12 protein-coding genes are annotated in these 15,919 nt (G+C 43.6%); 1 reads left to right on the top strand and 11 read right to left on the bottom strand.

Annotation, left to right across the window (positions count from 1 at the left end):
* Window positions 1-71: 71 nt before the first annotated feature.
* The 4 genes from ilvD to tgt form a co-directional block, all read right to left on the bottom strand.
* Window positions 72-1,745, bottom strand: coding sequence for a dihydroxy-acid dehydratase (gene ilvD, locus G4417_RS12535; protein WP_118521614.1), 1,674 nt, complete (start codon window positions 1,743-1,745; stop codon window positions 72-74).
* A 37-nt stretch (window positions 1,746-1,782) separates the two neighbouring features.
* Window positions 1,783-2,865, bottom strand: coding sequence for a 3-isopropylmalate dehydrogenase (leuB, locus tag G4417_RS12540; RefSeq protein ID WP_008703487.1), 1,083 nt, complete (start codon window positions 2,863-2,865; stop codon window positions 1,783-1,785).
* 165 nt (window positions 2,866-3,030) lie between these two features.
* Complete coding sequence (gene yajC, locus G4417_RS12545; protein ID WP_173683726.1) at window positions 3,031-3,330, bottom strand: preprotein translocase subunit YajC; 300 nt, start codon at window positions 3,328-3,330, stop codon at window positions 3,031-3,033.
* Window positions 3,331-3,578: 248 nt separating this feature from the next.
* A complete protein-coding gene (tgt, locus tag G4417_RS12550) occupies window positions 3,579-4,730 on the bottom strand; it encodes a tRNA guanosine(34) transglycosylase Tgt (protein WP_008703492.1) in 1,152 nt (383 codons plus the stop codon).
* Window positions 4,731-5,025: 295 nt separating this feature from the next.
* On the opposite strand from tgt, the gene G4417_RS12555 reads away from it, so the two are divergent.
* On the top strand, window positions 5,026-9,267 hold the full coding sequence (locus tag G4417_RS12555) for a 2-hydroxyacyl-CoA dehydratase (RefSeq protein WP_173683727.1): 4,242 nt from the start codon (window positions 5,026-5,028) through the stop codon (window positions 9,265-9,267).
* A gap of 226 nt (window positions 9,268-9,493) precedes the next feature.
* On the opposite strand, the gene G4417_RS12560 is transcribed toward G4417_RS12555, so the two are convergent.
* The 7 genes from G4417_RS12560 to G4417_RS12590 form a co-directional block, all read right to left on the bottom strand.
* Window positions 9,494-11,122, bottom strand: coding sequence for a putative polysaccharide biosynthesis protein (locus tag G4417_RS12560; protein WP_173683728.1), 1,629 nt, complete (start codon window positions 11,120-11,122; stop codon window positions 9,494-9,496).
* Window positions 11,123-11,167: 45 nt separating this feature from the next.
* Entirely contained in the window at window positions 11,168-11,842 is a 675-nt protein-coding gene (ung, locus tag G4417_RS12565; protein WP_008703498.1) for a uracil-DNA glycosylase, read from the bottom strand.
* Between the two features lie 32 nt (window positions 11,843-11,874).
* A complete protein-coding gene (gene hisF / locus G4417_RS12570; protein ID WP_173683729.1) occupies window positions 11,875-12,633 on the bottom strand; it encodes an imidazole glycerol phosphate synthase subunit HisF in 759 nt (252 codons plus the stop codon).
* 1 nt (window position 12,634) lies between these two features.
* Window positions 12,635-13,273 carry an imidazole glycerol phosphate synthase subunit HisH gene (gene hisH / locus G4417_RS12575; protein ID WP_173683730.1) on the bottom strand — a complete coding sequence of 213 codons (639 nt, stop codon included), beginning with the start codon at window positions 13,271-13,273 and terminating at the stop codon, window positions 12,635-12,637.
* Between the two features lie 258 nt (window positions 13,274-13,531).
* A complete protein-coding gene (locus tag G4417_RS12580) occupies window positions 13,532-13,771 on the bottom strand; it encodes a hypothetical protein (protein ID WP_173683731.1) in 240 nt (79 codons plus the stop codon).
* A complete protein-coding gene (locus tag G4417_RS12585; protein WP_173683732.1) occupies window positions 13,759-14,346 on the bottom strand; it encodes an AAA family ATPase in 588 nt (195 codons plus the stop codon). The genes G4417_RS12580 and G4417_RS12585 overlap by 13 nt, the downstream gene beginning before the upstream one ends.
* A gap of 12 nt (window positions 14,347-14,358) precedes the next feature.
* Window positions 14,359-15,726, bottom strand: a complete 1,368-nt coding sequence (locus G4417_RS12590) for an MATE family efflux transporter (RefSeq protein WP_173683733.1) — start codon at window positions 15,724-15,726, stop codon at window positions 14,359-14,361.
* Between the last annotated feature and the right edge of the window lie 193 nt (window positions 15,727-15,919).

A 15,919-nucleotide genomic window follows, 5' to 3' on the forward strand; every position in this document is an offset into this window, starting at 1 on the left:
ACGTATCCTCCTAACTTTTCAGGCAGGAATCACAGGTTATGCCGCAATTCCCGCCGGGTACTTGTTCATCTTTATTTTGCTTTTGGTACCTCAAGGATTGCTCCTCTGTTTCCGGAGGTTACCATAGCAGCATATCTTGCAAGATATCCTGTTGTTACCTTTGGCTCACGAGGCTGCCATTTTGCTTTTCTTGCCTGCATTTCTTCATCGGAAACCTTAATCTCCAGTTTCAGTTCCGGAATGTTGATGCTGATGATATCGCCTTCTTCAACAAGTGCGATGGGGCCGCCGACTGCTGCTTCCGGTGATACATGTCCGATGGATGCTCCTCTGGATGCACCGCTGAAACGTCCGTCTGTGATCAGGGCTACAGAAGATCCCAGTCCCATACCTGCGATTGCAGATGTAGGGTTCAGCATCTCTCTCATACCAGGACCGCCTTTCGGTCCTTCGTAACGGATAACTACTACGTCACCCTCTACGATCTTGCCGCCTTTGATAGCTGCGATTGCGTCTTCCTCGCAGTCAAAGACTCTTGCAGGTCCTTCATGGACCATCATCTCTTCTACAACTGCAGAACGTTTTACAACACCACCGTCCGGTGCAAGGTTACCCTTAAGAACTGCAAGTCCGCCTGTCTGGCTGTATGGATTGTCGATCGGTCTGATAACTTCAGGATTTAAGTTTACACAGTCTTTGATGTTCTCTCCTACTGTCTTACCTGTGACTGTCATGCACTCAGTATGAAGAAGTCCCTTCTTATTCAGTTCGTTCATAACTGCATATACACCGCCTGCTTCGTTCAGGTCTTCCATGTATGTAGGGCCTGCAGGTGCAAGGTGGCAGAGGTTTGGAGTCTTTGCGCTGATCTCGTTTGCAAAGCTGATATCAAAGTCCATTCCAATTTCATGAGCAATAGCCGGAAGGTGAAGCATACTGTTTGTGGAGCATCCAAGTGCCATGTCTACTGTCAGGGCATTGAGGATTGCTTCTTTTGTCATGATATCTCTTGGACGGATGTTCTTTCTGTACATTTCCATAACCTGCATACCTGCATGTTTTGCAAGACGGATACGCTCGGAATATACAGCAGGGATGGTTCCGTTTCCTTTCAGACCCATACCAAGAACCTCTGTGAGACAGTTCATGGAGTTTGCAGTGTACATACCGGAACAGGATCCGCATGTAGGACATGTTTTCATTTCACATTCTGTCAGTCCGTCCTCATCAAGCTTGCCTGCTGCGTAAGCACCTACTGCCTCGAACATACTGGAAAGGCTTGTCTTGTGTCCGTTCAGATGTCCGGCAAGCATTGGACCGCCGCTTACAAATACAGTAGGAACATTCAGTCTGGCTGCTGCCATCAGAAGTCCGGGTACGTTCTTGTCACAGTTTGGAATCATTACCAGTGCATCAAACTGATGTGCCATTGCCATTGCTTCTGTGGAATCTGCGATCAAGTCTCTGGTAACCAGAGAATATTTCATTCCAACGTGTCCCATTGCAATACCGTCGCATACTGCGATTGCCGGGAACATAACAGGTGTCCCGCCTGCCATTGCCACACCAAGCTTAACTGCCTGTGTGATCTTGTCAAGGTTCATATGACCCGGTACGATTTCATTGTAAGAACTTACGATACCTACCAGAGGTCTGTCCATTTCCTCTTTTGTCATTCCAAGAGCATTAAACAGGGAACGGTGAGGTGCCTGCTGTGTGCCTGTTTTTACTGCATCACTTCTCATTATCTATTTCCTCTTTTCTTAATTGTTTATCATTTACTTACAGAGCTGCTGCGATCAGATCGCCCATCTCTTTTGTTCCTACAAGTTTGCATCCCTCTGACATAATATCACCTGTGCGGTATCCCTCTGTCAGGACTTTCTGCACTGCTGCTTCTACTGCATCTGCTTCTTTATCCATATCAAGGGAGAAGCGAAGCATCATTGCTGCGGAAAGAATGGTTGCAATAGGGTTTGCCTTATCCTGTCCTGCAATATCAGGTGCAGAACCATGGCTTGGCTCATAGAGACCGAATTTTGTCTCATTTAAGCTTGCAGATGAAAGCATTCCGATGGAGCCTGTTACCATACTTGCCTCGTCTGAAAGGATATCTCCGAACATATTCTCTGTCAGGATAACATCGAACTGTTTCGGATCACGTACAAGCTGCATTGCGCAGTTGTCAACCAGCATATGCTCTAAGGTAACATCCGGATAATCTTTGGCAACTTCCTCTACCACTTTTCTCCAGAGTCTGGAAGAATCCAGAACATTTGCCTTATCTACGCTTGTTACTTTATTTCTTCTCTTACGTGCGATCTCAAATGCTTTGATGGCAATACGGCGGATTTCGTTTTCATTATAGGAAAGTGTATCAATTGCTTTCTTCACACCATTCTCTTCAATAGTCTGACGTTCTCCGAAATACAGACCGCCTGTAAGCTCACGTACAATGATCATGTCAAATCCGTCTCCGATGATCTCATCGCGGAGAGGGCAGGCTTTTCTCAGCTCATTGTAAAGATAAGCCGGTCTTAAGTTTGCAAAAAGATTTAATGCCTTACGGATTGCAAGAAGTCCTGCTTCCGGGCGTTTGGACGGTTCAAGCTTATACCATGGAGAAGTTTTTGCATCTCCGCCAATAGAGCCCATCAGTACGGCATCTGATGATTTGGCAGTAGCAATTGCCTCATCAGTAAGGGGTACGCCGTGTACATCGATGGATGCGCCGCCTAACAGAACTTCTGAATAGGAAAAGCTGTGTCCATATTTCTCGCATACCTTGTCCAGTACTTTCTTTGCTTCTCTTACGATTTCCGGTCCGATTCCGTCGCCGGGGATCAATGCAATCTTATAATCCATAATAATTTCCTCCAAAATACTCTAATTGCGTAATTGTTATTATAATAACGCACTTTCCGACAGATTTCAACCTATTAAAGTGAAAAAATACAAAAGTGCCAATCAAAAAAGCAGAACCACAGTCATCACTGACTATGTGTTCTGCTTTTTATCATTTCACTTTCATTATTCAGCAGCGCTTCCGGCTTTCTCAACTTCAGCGATTGCCTGTTTTCTCATTGGAATACGGCAGTTTTTGTTGTTACCGAATTCTACGATCACGTCTTCTTCTGTCATGTCAATGATCACGCCATAAAAGCCGCTGGTAGTAACAATGCTGTCACCAACTTCCATGTCATTTAACATTGCCTGAAGTCTCTTCTGCTCTTTTTTCTGAGGGCGAAGCATTAAGAAGTACATAATTCCGAACAGTACTACCATCCAGACAATAGCGCCAACCATACCCATTCCGCTTGATGCGTTCATTTTGATTCCTCCTGTAACTTTTCCTGTTATTCTGCATATTTGCAGTCCATCATGTATTCACAGACCGTCCTGACGGCTGCTCATACTGAAGAGCTGCTTTGCGATCCACTTATAATCTCCGTTACCTTCTGTATGAAATCTTGTTTTCATGCATAACAATCTGATTAAAGCGTCACTACACATCATACACAAAAAACCGCTTTACTTCAAGAGTTTTTGGCATATTTAATAATAATTTTATATACAAATTATCTTTTCGAGTTTATTTTGCCCTCTTCAAAGCCTTCCAGCCGCATTTTCTTATATTCTGCGAAGTTTCCTGCATCAAGCGCATCTCGGATCTCTTCCATCATATGATTGTAGAAATACAGATTGTGAAGTACACAGAGACGCATTCCCAGCATTTCCTTTGCTTTCAGAAGGTGACGGATATAGGCTCTGCTGTAATGCTGGCATGCAGGACACTGACAGCCCTCTTCTATAGGACGTGTGTCCAGTTCATATTTTGCATTGAACAGATTCATCTTTCCATGATTGGTATATACATGTCCATGGCGGCCGTTACGGCTTGGATATACGCAGTCAAAGAAATCAATTCCTCTCTCAACACCTTCCAGAATATTTGCCGGTGTTCCCACACCCATCAGGTAAGTAGGTTTATTCTGAGGAAGATAGGGAACTACCGCATCCAGGATTCTGTACATCTCTTCATGGGTTTCTCCAACTGCCAAACCGCCGACCGCATAGCCATCCAGATCCATTTCAGAGATCGCTTTGGCATGCTCAATACGGATATCTTCATAAACAGCACCCTGGTTGATTCCAAACAGAAGCTGTTCTTTGTTAATGGTATCCGGCAGACTGTTCAGTCTTGCCATTTCTGCTTTACAACGGGCAAGCCATCGTGTGGTTCTGTCTACAGACTTCTGCACATAATCCCTGTCAGCCACACTGCTGGGACATTCATCAAATGCCATGGCAATAGTGGAAGCAAGATTGGACTGGATCTGCATACTCTCTTCCGGACCCATAAAAATCTTATGTCCGTCAATATGGGAATTAAAATAAACTCCCTCTTCTTTGATCTTTCTCAGCTTTGCAAGGGAAAATACCTGAAATCCGCCTGAGTCTGTAAGGATTGGTTTGTCCCATACCATAAATTTATGAAGGCCGCCTAACTGCTTTACTATTTTATCACCCGGACGCACATGAAGATGATAAGTATTTGATAATTCTACCTGTGTTCCGATCTGCTGTAAATCCATGGTGGATACAGCGCCTTTAATCGCACCGATCGTTCCCACATTCATAAAAACAGGAGTCTGGATCGTACCATGCACTGTATGAAACTCCGCACGTTTGGCACGCCCCTCTGTTTTCAGAAGTTTATATTCTGCCATTTTTCTTCTCCTCTTGATAAAAATCACTTTTTTCATTATATCTTGAAATAGCTGAATTTTCAACTACAAATCACTCAAACCTTGGTAAACTTTCATCTTGTCTTTTCCAGACCATTAGCGTATAATATTACGGAATATTCCATATCTGGAAACAGATATTTAATAGGAAAGAACAGGATAGATTTTTACTGTTTACTTCGTGTCCGGCAACACGCTTTGCATGATATCAGCAGCAAACAGTAAGGAAAAATTCAACTTTGTTTATATACAATACGAGGAGGCTTGAATTTACTTTATGAATTACAAAACACTTGGAATTGACATTGGTTCCACTACTGTAAAGATCGCGATCTTAGATGAGAATGAAAATCTCATTTTTGCGGATTACAAGCGTCATTTTGCCAACATTCAGGAAACCCTTGCAGACCTTCTTCAGGAGGCCTTTGACCAGTATGGTGAGATGACTCTCCATCCTGTGATCACAGGTTCCGGCGGTCTGACCCTTGCCAACCATCTGGGCGTTCCTTTTACTCAGGAGGTTATTGCCGTTTCTACTTCTCTGCAGAAACTAGCACCAAAAACGGATGTTGCCATTGAGCTTGGCGGCGAGGATGCCAAGATCATTTATTTCGAAAACGGAAACGTAGAACAGCGTATGAACGGTATCTGTGCAGGCGGTACCGGTTCTTTCATCGACCAGATGGCTTCTCTTCTCCAGACAGATGCCACAGGTCTGAATGAATATGCAAAAGATTACAAAGCCCTCTACCCGATTGCTGCACGCTGCGGTGTTTTCGCCAAAACGGATATCCAGCCGCTGATCAATGACGGTGCAACCAAACCGGATCTGTCAGCTTCTATTTTCCAGGCAGTTGTAAACCAGACTATTTCCGGTCTTGCCTGCGGAAAACCCATTCGTGGACATGTTGCATTCCTGGGTGGTCCGCTTCACTTCCTGTCCGAACTGAGAGAATCCTTTATCCGTACCCTTAAACTGGATGAGGAACACACTATCATTCCGGAGAACTCCCATCTTTTTGCAGCCATTGGTTCTGCATTAAATGCAAAAGAAGACAACTCCATTTCCCTGACAGAAATGAAAGACAGACTCCGCAATTCCATTAAGCTGGATTTTGAAGTAGAACGTATGGAACCACTTTTTGCTTCTCAGGAAGAATACGATACATTTGCGAAACGTCAAAGTTCCTACAAAGTAAAAACAGGAGATCTGGCTACATATAAAGGAAACTGCTATCTGGGTATTGATGCAGGTTCCACCACAACCAAAACTGCACTGGTAGGCGAAGATGGAACACTTCTCTATTCTTTTTACAGCAGCAACAACGGAAACCCGTTAAAAACTACCATTCGTTCTATTAAAGAGATTTACGAACTGCTTCCCGAGGATGCAAAGATTGCTTATTCCTGTTCTACAGGTTACGGCGAGGCTCTGATTAAAGCTGCTCTGATCCTGGATGAGGGCGAGGTTGAGACCGTATCCCATTACTATGCAGCTGCGTTCTTTGACCCGGAGGTAGACTGTATCCTGGATATCGGCGGACAGGATATGAAATGTATCAAGATCCGCAACAAAACCGTTGACAGCGTACAGTTGAATGAAGCATGTTCCTCCGGATGCGGTTCCTTCATTGAAACCTTTGCCAAATCCCTGAATTATACAGTACAGGATTTCGCAAAAGCTGCTGTTTTTGCACAGCATCCTATTGATCTGGGTACCAGATGTACCGTATTTATGAATTCCAAGGTAAAGCAGGCGCAGAAAGAAGGTGCCGAGGTTTCCGATATTTCCGCAGGTCTGGCTTACTCTGTTATCAAAAATGCTCTATATAAGGTTATCAAGGTTTCTGACGCTTCCGAACTTGGCAAACACATTGTTGTGCAGGGTGGTACCTTCTACAATGATGCAGTTCTGCGAAGCTTCGAAAAGATTGCCGGCTGCGAAGCTATCCGTCCGGATATCGCCGGAATCATGGGTGCATTCGGTGCTGCACTGATTGCCCGCGAACGCCATCAGGAAGGCGCAGAAACTAGTATGCTCTCCATTGATAAGATCAACGAGCTGAAATATACAACTTCTATGGCAAACTGTCGTGGATGTACCAATAACTGCCGTCTGACTATCAACAAATTCTCCGGCGGCCGCCAGTATGTAAGCGGTAACCGCTGCGAGCGTGGTATTGGCAAGGAAAAGAATAAAGATCATATTCCGAATCTTTATGAATATAAATATAAACGAATTTTCTCCTACACGCCGCTTACTGCTGATAAGGCAACGCGAGGCAAAGTAGGTATCCCGCGTGTTCTGAATATGTTTGAGAATTATCCTTTCTGGTATACTTTCTTTACAGAACTGAAGTATGAGGTTGTGCTCTCTCCTACTTCCACCAGAAAGATTTATGAGCTGGGTATTGAGTCCATTCCAAGTGAATCTGAATGCTATCCTGCCAAACTTGCCCATGGCCATGTAACCTGGCTGATCCGCAATGGTGTGAATTTTATTTTCTATCCATGTATCCCATATGAACGTAACGAGTTCCCGGATGCAGTCAATCACTATAACTGCCCAATCGTTACCTCGTATGCCGAAAACATTAAGAATAACGTAGACGAATTAAATGATCCGTCTATTACCTTCCGCAATCCGTTCCTTGCATTTACTTCTGAGGAAATTTTGGCAGGCCGTCTGGTAGAGGAATTTAAGGACATCCCGGCTGAAGAAGTCAAAGCTGCTGTGCATAAGGGCTGGGAGGAAATGGCTGCTGCACGCCGCGATGTACAGAAAAAAGGGGAAGAAACCCTAAAATATCTGGAAGATACAGGACGCCATGGTATTGTCCTTGCAGGACGCCCATATCATATTGACCCGGAAATCCATCATGGTATCCCAGATTTAATCAACAGCTATGGTATTGCCGTACTTACTGAGGATTCCATCTCTCATCTGGCACCTGTGGAACGCCCGATCCGCGTCAATGACCAGTGGATGTACCACTCCAGACTGTATGCTGCTGCAAACTATGTAAAGACACGCGATGACCTGGATCTGATCCAGCTGAACTCTTTCGGATGTGGGCTGGATGCAGTTACTACTGACGAGGTTTATGAAATCCTTGACGGAAGTGACAAAATCTATACCTGCTTAAAGATTGACGAGGTAAATAACCTTGGTGCTGCAAGAATCCGTATCCGTTCCCTGATCGCAGCGATCCGCGCGAAGAAAGCACAGGGACAGAAACGTACTGTCAAACCCGCTTCCATTGATAAAGTATCCTTTACAAAGGAAATGAGAAAGGACTATACCATCCTCTGCCCGCAGATGTCACCGTTCCATTTCAGCCTCCTGCAGGCAGCATTCAATTCCTGCGGATACAACCTGGAGGTGCTTCCGAATGACAATAAGCATGCAGTGGATGTTGGTCTGAAGTATGTAAACAATGACGCCTGCTATCCGTCTCTGATCGTTGTGGGACAGATCATGGATGCTCTGCTTTCCGGTAAATATGACCTGAACAAAACGGCCGTTGTCATGTCACAGACAGGTGGCGGATGTCGTGCTTCCAACTATATCGCATTTATACGACGCGCATTAAAGAAAGCCGGTATGGAACAGATTCCGGTTATCTCTGTTAACTTAAGCGGTCTGGAAAGCAATCCCGGATTCAAACTTACGCTTCCATTAGTGAAGAAAGTTGCTTACGGTGCCGTATTCGGAGATATCCTGATGAAATGCGTATATCGTATGCGTCCTTATGAACTGGAAGAGGGAATCGTAAACAGGAAACATAAAATCTGGGAACAGCGTGTAATCTCTTTCTTAAGCGGAAGCAGTGTCAGCCACAGCCAGTTTAAGAAAATGTGCCGCGAAATGGTTCACGAATTTGATACCATTCCGATCAGTGATGTGAAGAAGCCTCGTGTGGGCATCGTAGGTGAGATCCTTGTCAAGTTCCTGCCTGCTGCAAATAATCATCTGGCAGAGCTTCTGGAATCTGAAGGCGCTGAGGCAGTTGTACCGGATCTGATCGATTTCATGTGCTACTGCTTCTATAATCAGAACTTTAAGGTAGAAAATCTTGGATTCAAGAAGTCCAAGGCAACCATGGCAAACTGGGGAATCAAAGCAATCGAATGGGTGAGAAAGCCTGCAAGCGAAGCTCTTGCACAGAGTCGCCATTTTGCACCGCCTGCTGATATCAGAGATCTGGCAAAAATGGCATCTCCGATCGTTTCCACCGGAAACCAGACAGGTGAGGGATGGTTCCTGACAGGTGAGATGATGGAACTGATCCATGGAGATGTTCCGAATATTGTTTGTATCCAGCCTTTCGGATGTCTGCCGAACCATATTGTGGGTAAGGGTGTTATCAAAGAAATCCGCAGAGAATATCCGACAGCCAATATTGTAGCCATCGACTATGACCCGGGTGCAAGTGAAGTCAATCAGCTCAACCGAATCAAACTGATGCTCTCCACAGCTCAGAAGAATCTGAAAAAAGTAGAAGAAAAAAATGCATAAATAATACCGTAATGGATATATTGCAATGTATTTTACCTTGCAATATATCCGCCTTAGAGCGTATTTGAAAAATCATTCTCGCAATCTACATATCCTGCTTTGCGAAAAGCATTTTTCAAACGCGCTCAAAAAAGAGTTATATTTCAGAAATTTTAAATGTGTTTCTATTTCAGAACTACATTTAAACCATGAAATATAACTCTTTTGTTTTTTATAATTTCAGTGTTTAATTATTCTGCCAGAACGGAAGTTTCTCTGCAATCCTTATCAGATAGCTTCCACCCGGAATTCTTCTAAGCTGTGATTCTGACGGCTTGCTGATAACCAGATAAGCAAACAAATAAACAATCGCAGCAACAGGAATGGAAACGATCAGACAAATGAAATTGGATTTTACAAAAATATTCAAGCCATAGCAGATACAGCCTGCAACAATTCCCATGGGAACAGATGCAAGAACAGGATACAGATATCCTTCTTTCCACGGGTTTTTATACTGCAAATACTTCTTCATCGCCCTGTCGTTTAATACACATACAACCACAGAATAGATCACCATTGCGATCAGAAGTGCATAAACTCCAAGGTTTGTAGTAAACAGTAACACTATCACTACCACAATATCCACAACCAGTGCGATTGCAGCCGTAATCACCGGAATCCTCTGCTGTCCGATTGCCTGCAGAACTCCATTGGAAATATTTGACATTCCATTGAGCAGGATTGAAAACGAACCAAGGATCAACAGATTGGCTGCCAGTCCTGTGGAATTTCCGTAAAGCAAAAATACAATCGGCTGTGCAAGCACTGCCAGTCCCATTGCACATGGGGCAGAAACTACCATAGAAAGCTGTACGGTCTGGTCAATACACTCTCTGGTCGCTTCAATGTCTCCGGTGGCATACAGGGCAGAAACTTCCGGAATCATGGAAGTAGGTGCCGTACTGGACAGGGTCAGAGGAATATTAATAATTGTCATAAAGTAAGTGGCATACTCTGCATATAAAATACCGATCTGTGCGGCATCTCCACCTCTTCTTCCCAGAATATCCGAGAAAAGATACCCATTGATATAAGCATTTACATTATAAACAAAGGCGCTGAGAATGATCGGCGAAACAACCAGGATGATCACACGAAAAATCTCTTTGTAGGACTCTTCCTGATGTCTGTGATCTCTCTCTACCCGGTGCAGGATTTTTCTGCGGTTTACACCATATACCAGAAGCATGAATGCCAATGCAGTCACCACTCCGGCTCCGGTTCCTACTGTGGAACCTGCTGCCCCCCATTTTGCAATGCTGTTCCCTGTTCCATCTGAGAATGCATTGATGAATCCCCAGGCTGCCAGAAGACTGACTGCCGCATTAAATACCTGCTCAATGATCTGGGAGATAGATGTTGGCATCATATTTCTGTATGCCTGAAAATATCCTCTGAATACCCCAAGAATACCGGACAAAAAAATCGTCGGAGCCAGGATCTGAAGTGCCGGAATTGCATCCTTCTGATTCTGAGGGATGATCAATCCTGCTCCAAAGAGACAGAATAAACCGACCACTCCACCAATCACCATGGCATAGATCATAGCACCCTTAAAGAACTTATGTGCATTTCTGTAATCCTTCAGAGCAATACGCTCGGAGATAAGCTTGGATACCGCCTGTGGAATACTAAAGGATGCGATCATCAGAAGGATCATATAGGCATTCTGCGCAAGGCTTGTATAGCCCATTCCCAGACTTCCGATAATATTGGAAAGGGGACTCTTGTACAGAAGACCGATCACCTTGGAGATCATAGCTGCAATCATCAGAAAGGATGCATTTTTTACTAAATTGTTTTTCTGATTCATGTTATCACTGTGTGTCTTTTACCTGACTACACATTACCTCTTTTCTTATATATTTTCTATCTGCCAGTCGATTGGTTCCAAACCATTGGCAACAAGAAATTCGTTTGTTTTACTGAAATGTTTACACCCGAAAAATCCCCTGTAAGCAGACAAAGGACTTGGATGAGGTGCCTCCAGGATCAAATGCTTCGGATTATTCAGCATGGATTTTTTCATCTGCGCCGGACGTCCCCAGAGTAGAAATACAATAGGACGATCCTGCTCATTCAGAACCTGGATCGCAGCATCCGTAAACTGCTCCCAGCCGATCCCCCTGTGTGAATTTGCCTGATGGGCACGTACAGTCAGAACTGTGTTCAGAAGAAGCACCCCCTGCTTTGCCCATTTCTCCAGATAGCCGTTATTGGGGATATAGCATCCGCAGTCATCATGGAGCTCCTGATAAATATTCACCAGAGACGGCGGAGTCTCCACTCCTCTCTTCACGGAAAAACAAAGCCCATGAGCCTGTCCGTCATTATGATAGGGATCCTGACCCAGAATCACTACCTTCACTTCATTTAACGGTGTAAAATGAAATGCATTAAACAGATCATCTGCAGGAGGAAAAATCTTCCTGGTCTGATATTCTGTCATCACCGTTTTATATAATTTTGCATAATACGGCTGGTGAAACTCTCCCTTCAGGGCTTCCAGCCAGTCACCTGAAATTGCTGACATACCTTATCCTTCACCTCTTGTATTTTTCGTGGTCATCGTCTGACAGAAATTCCCCTGTCAGACAGATAATCCTTCACCTGAGAAATCTCCAGTTCTTTATAATGGAACAAAGACGCAGCCAGTGCAGCATCTGCTCCCCCTTCGGTCAGTGCATTATAAAAATGCTCCAGTGTCCCAGCACCCCCTGATGCAATCACAGGAATGGAGACAGCATCAGCGATTGCTCTGGTAAGAGCCAGGTCATATCCTGCTTTTGTACCGTCACAGTCCATACTGGTGAGAAGAATTTCCCCTGCGCCCAAAGCTTCCACTTTCTTTGCCCACTCTATGGCATCAATTCCTGTATCCAGTCTTCCGCCATGTTTGTAAATATTCCATCCGCCGTCTTCTCTGCGCTTGGCATCAATAGCCACAACTACGCACTGGCTTCCAAACTTGTCAGCCGCCTCACTGATCAGTTCCGGTCTGTCAATTGCTGCAGAATTTACGGAAATCTTATCTGCTCCTTCTCTCAGCAGTTTCTTGAAATCATCTACAGTACGGATACCGCCGCCTACTGTAAACGGGATAAATACATTGGCAGCAACCCGTCTTACCATGTCAACTACCGTATCTCTCTGTTCGCAGGATGCTGTAATATCGAGAAACACCAGTTCATCTGCTCCTGCTGCATCATAGGCTTTGGCAATCTCCACCGGATCACCCGCATCGCGAAGCTGCACAAAATTTACGCCCTTTACCACACGTCCGTTATTTACATCCAGGCAGGGAATAATTCTCTTTGTAAACATCTTATTTTCCCTCCTTCTCAGTATTGCCGTCTTTTCCCACAGCAGCAAAATTTTCAAGTATCTTCAGTCCCCATTTGCTGCTCTTTTCCGGATGGAACTGGCAGGCAAATACATTGTCCTTTTCTACGGAAGCATGAATACAGGTGCTGTATTCTGTAGTAGCCTTTACAATCTCAGGCTCCTCTGCCTGCAGATAATAAGAATGCACAAAATATACATAGGTCTGTTCCGGGATTCCCTGAAACAGTCTGCCATTATTCTGAAAATGCAGGGAATTCCATCCCATATGTGGAATCTTAAGCCCCGGCGCAGGCGGAATCTTAACAATTTTCCCTTTCAGGATTCCAAGACCTTCCACACCCGGTGTCTCCTCGCTGCTTTCAAACAGAAGCTGTAATCCCAGACAGATTCCCAGAAACGGAGTCTTCTTCTCTACAATCTCATGGATCACAGGCACAAGTCCGTATGTATGAAGATTCTCCATAGCCTGTCCAAAGCTTCCCACGCCCGGCAGAATGACTTTATCTGCATTTAACAGAATCTGTGGATCGCGGGTTACTGTTGTTTCTTCCCCAAGATAATGAAGTGCTTTTTCCACACTTTTAATATTTCCGGCATCATAGTCGATTATTGCTATCATTTTATCCTCCTGATGTCATTATCTTTTTTCCTCATTATGGTAATCCGAAATCTATCCGGATCACACGTCAGACCGGAATAAAATATCCGATTAAAACGCTACAATACAGTATACCCCAAAAACAGACAGTTGCAAAGTGCTTTCTTTTTTCTACACAAAAAAAGTGTGTACCTTGTCACATAAGCTGGACTTACGCTGACAGAATACACACTTTTCACAGCAAAGTTTCCTGTTTTTTAATCAAATTTTGCAGGTTATTTAATTCAGATAATCACCAACCGGCGATGTATTATACTGTTTCTTAATCTCAATCACAATAGAACCATCCTCATTTGTTTTTTCTGATAAGATTCTGTACTCTGTCCCGCTCTTTTCCAGCTGCGCTTTATACTTTTCACACTCCTGTACAATCGTCTTTTTTGCATACTCTGTCGTTTCTCCGTCATGGTTGGAAAAACACAATGTCTGAGTGATACAAGCTGTTTTTATTTCGCGCATTCCATAATTATCATCTCACATCTGTCATATCCAAGCTGTGAGCTGTTCAGGCACAGTGTGTAATTGCTGGCTTTTCCCCAGTTCTGATCTGTGTAAAAGTTATAATTTGTTCTTCGCCTTTTATCTGTGTCTGCCATCATTTTCACAGCTTCCTTCTCTTCTACATTGTATAAACTAGTAATACGCTGTATTTTTTCCGGCATGTCCCCATGAATAAATACATTCAGCACATCGTCCCTGTCTTTCAGGATATAGTCTGCATTTCTTCCAATGATCACACAAGGCTCCTTCTCCGCCAATTCTAAAATAATATTTCTCTGTGCCTCATACACCATGTCCTCCACAGATTTTCCTGTGATATCACGACCGGAAAATGCATATGCGAACAAACCCTTTTTCGGTGATAATTCCGCATTTTCCTGAATATATTCCGGTGATAAGCCAGACTTTTCTGCAATCTGACCAATGATATTTTTATCATAATAGGCAATTCCAAGTTTCTTTGCCACTTCTTCTCCGATAAAACGTCCACCGCTTCCAAATTCCCTGCTGATCGTAATAATTCTTTTTGCCATCTCTGATTCCTCCTACTTTAAAACATCAACCTTATTTTTTCTGATTTTCTTTAAAAATACATATCCTACAAAACATGAAATTATCTCAGTAATTGGAAATGCCCACCAGATCAACCATACTCCCATCTGACCATTTCTGACAAACAGAGAAAAGATTCCCGCCAGTGGCAGAATGATAATAAGCTGTCTCAAAAGTGAAATCACTAGTGATTCCAGGCCGCCATCCAATGCCTGGTAAATTCCCTGATAAGCAACATTAATTCCGGCAAACAAGAAACTCACTGAAATCACTCTCATCGCGGCAATAAAATATTCTCTTGACTGTCCTGCATTAAACAGCATTGCAAACGCTCCGGGGAAAATCTCCGTAATTGCAATTCCCAGAATCATTAATGCAATGGTATAAATAAGTCCATATTTGATACCATCCTGAATTCTCTTTTTACTTCTCATTCCATAAGCAAATGCAATGATCGGAGTGATCGCATCTCGCAGACCAAAAGCAAGGAAGAGAACAAACTGCTGGACTTTATAGAACAATCCATAGGCTGTCTGTGCTGATGGATTGAACTTCAGGATCAGATTCATCACATAAACCATAATAGACATCAGAGCCTGCGCAATAATTGCCGGAAGTCCGATTGCATAGATTTCTTTTATAACACCAGCATTCGGTTTCATGTATTTCGGTCCATGCCCGAATTCCCTGTTCAGTTTCATATGAAAAATAAGCAGCAATACAGCAGAAGCAACCTGACCAATTACAGTTGCGTAAGCTGCACCTTTCACTCCCATTTCAGGACAAGGTCCAATACCATAGATCATGATCGGATCGAGAATAATATTTACAACAGCACCAACTACCTGTCCGATTGTAGAATAAAGAGAACGACCTGTTGCCTGTAATAGCTTTTCAAATAAAGAAAAGAAAATAATACCAAAAGAAATCACACAGCATATCCGCAGATAGCTGACTCCCATTTCAAGTACTTCTGCATCAACTGTCTGTGATGAAATATATACTTTCACTCCAAAAATACCAAACAGTAAGCAGACCACATAAATGATCACACCCAGGAACAGACTGTTTCCTGCTACCTTTGCAGCCTTTTCCCTGTTTCCCTGTCCAAGTGTCCTTGCAAGAAGTGCATTGGTTCCTACACCTGTTCCGATTCCTGCCGCTACCATAAGCATCTGAACCGGAAATACCAGAGTGAGGGCATTTAATGCAGCTTCACTGCCCACTCTCATATTTCCTACAAACGCACTGTCTACAATGTTATAGACCGCCTGCAATGCCATGGATAAGATCATAGGGATTCCCATCTGGATCATCAGCTTATTCACCGGCATATCCTTCATTTTGTTGCTTTCTGCCATTTTACTTTAACTCCTCTCTTTTCTGCACAAAAAAAGTGCGCACCCTGTCACATAAGCTGGACTTACGCTGACAGGCTACACACTTTTTTCATGGCAAATATTTTATTTTAACAAAATCTGCTCCTTGCTGACTGGCATTCTTATTCCGTAAAAGTATAACGTACAAAAGAACCCTGATTGTCTCCTGTTACTA

It is taken from the genome of Blautia wexlerae (assembly GCF_013300825.1).
In the GTDB taxonomy this organism is placed as follows: Bacteria; Bacillota; Clostridia; order Lachnospirales; family Lachnospiraceae; genus Blautia_A; species Blautia_A wexlerae_B.

Excerpts from the sequence above, each read along its gene's own strand:
- leuB (WP_008703487.1), bottom strand. The coding sequence starts at position 2,865 with ATGGATTATAAGATTGCATTGATCCCCGGCGACGGAATCGGACCGGAA.
- ung (WP_008703498.1), bottom strand. The coding sequence starts at position 11,842 with ATGTCAGCAATTTCAGGTGACTGGCTGGAAGCCCTGAAGGGAGAGTTT.
- G4417_RS12590 (WP_173683733.1), bottom strand. The coding sequence starts at position 15,726 with ATGGCAGAAAGCAACAAAATGAAGGATATGCCGGTGAATAAGCTGATG.
- G4417_RS12585 (WP_173683732.1), bottom strand. The coding sequence starts at position 14,346 with ATGGCAAAAAGAATTATTACGATCAGCAGGGAATTTGGAAGCGGTGGA.
- ilvD (WP_118521614.1), bottom strand. The coding sequence starts at position 1,745 with ATGAGAAGTGATGCAGTAAAAACAGGCACACAGCAGGCACCTCACCGT.
- yajC (WP_173683726.1), bottom strand. The coding sequence starts at position 3,330 with ATGAACGCATCAAGCGGAATGGGTATGGTTGGCGCTATTGTCTGGATG.
- G4417_RS12560 (WP_173683728.1), bottom strand. The coding sequence starts at position 11,122 with ATGAATCAGAAAAACAATTTAGTAAAAAATGCATCCTTTCTGATGATT.
- hisH (WP_173683730.1), bottom strand. The coding sequence starts at position 13,273 with ATGATAGCAATAATCGACTATGATGCCGGAAATATTAAAAGTGTGGAA.
- tgt (WP_008703492.1), bottom strand. The coding sequence starts at position 4,730 with ATGGCAGAATATAAACTTCTGAAAACAGAGGGGCGTGCCAAACGTGCG.
- hisF (WP_173683729.1), bottom strand. The coding sequence starts at position 12,633 with ATGTTTACAAAGAGAATTATTCCCTGCCTGGATGTAAATAACGGACGT.
- G4417_RS12580 (WP_173683731.1), bottom strand. The coding sequence starts at position 13,771 with ATGCGCGAAATAAAAACAGCTTGTATCACTCAGACATTGTGTTTTTCC.
- G4417_RS12555 (WP_173683727.1), top strand. The coding sequence starts at position 5,026 with ATGAATTACAAAACACTTGGAATTGACATTGGTTCCACTACTGTAAAG.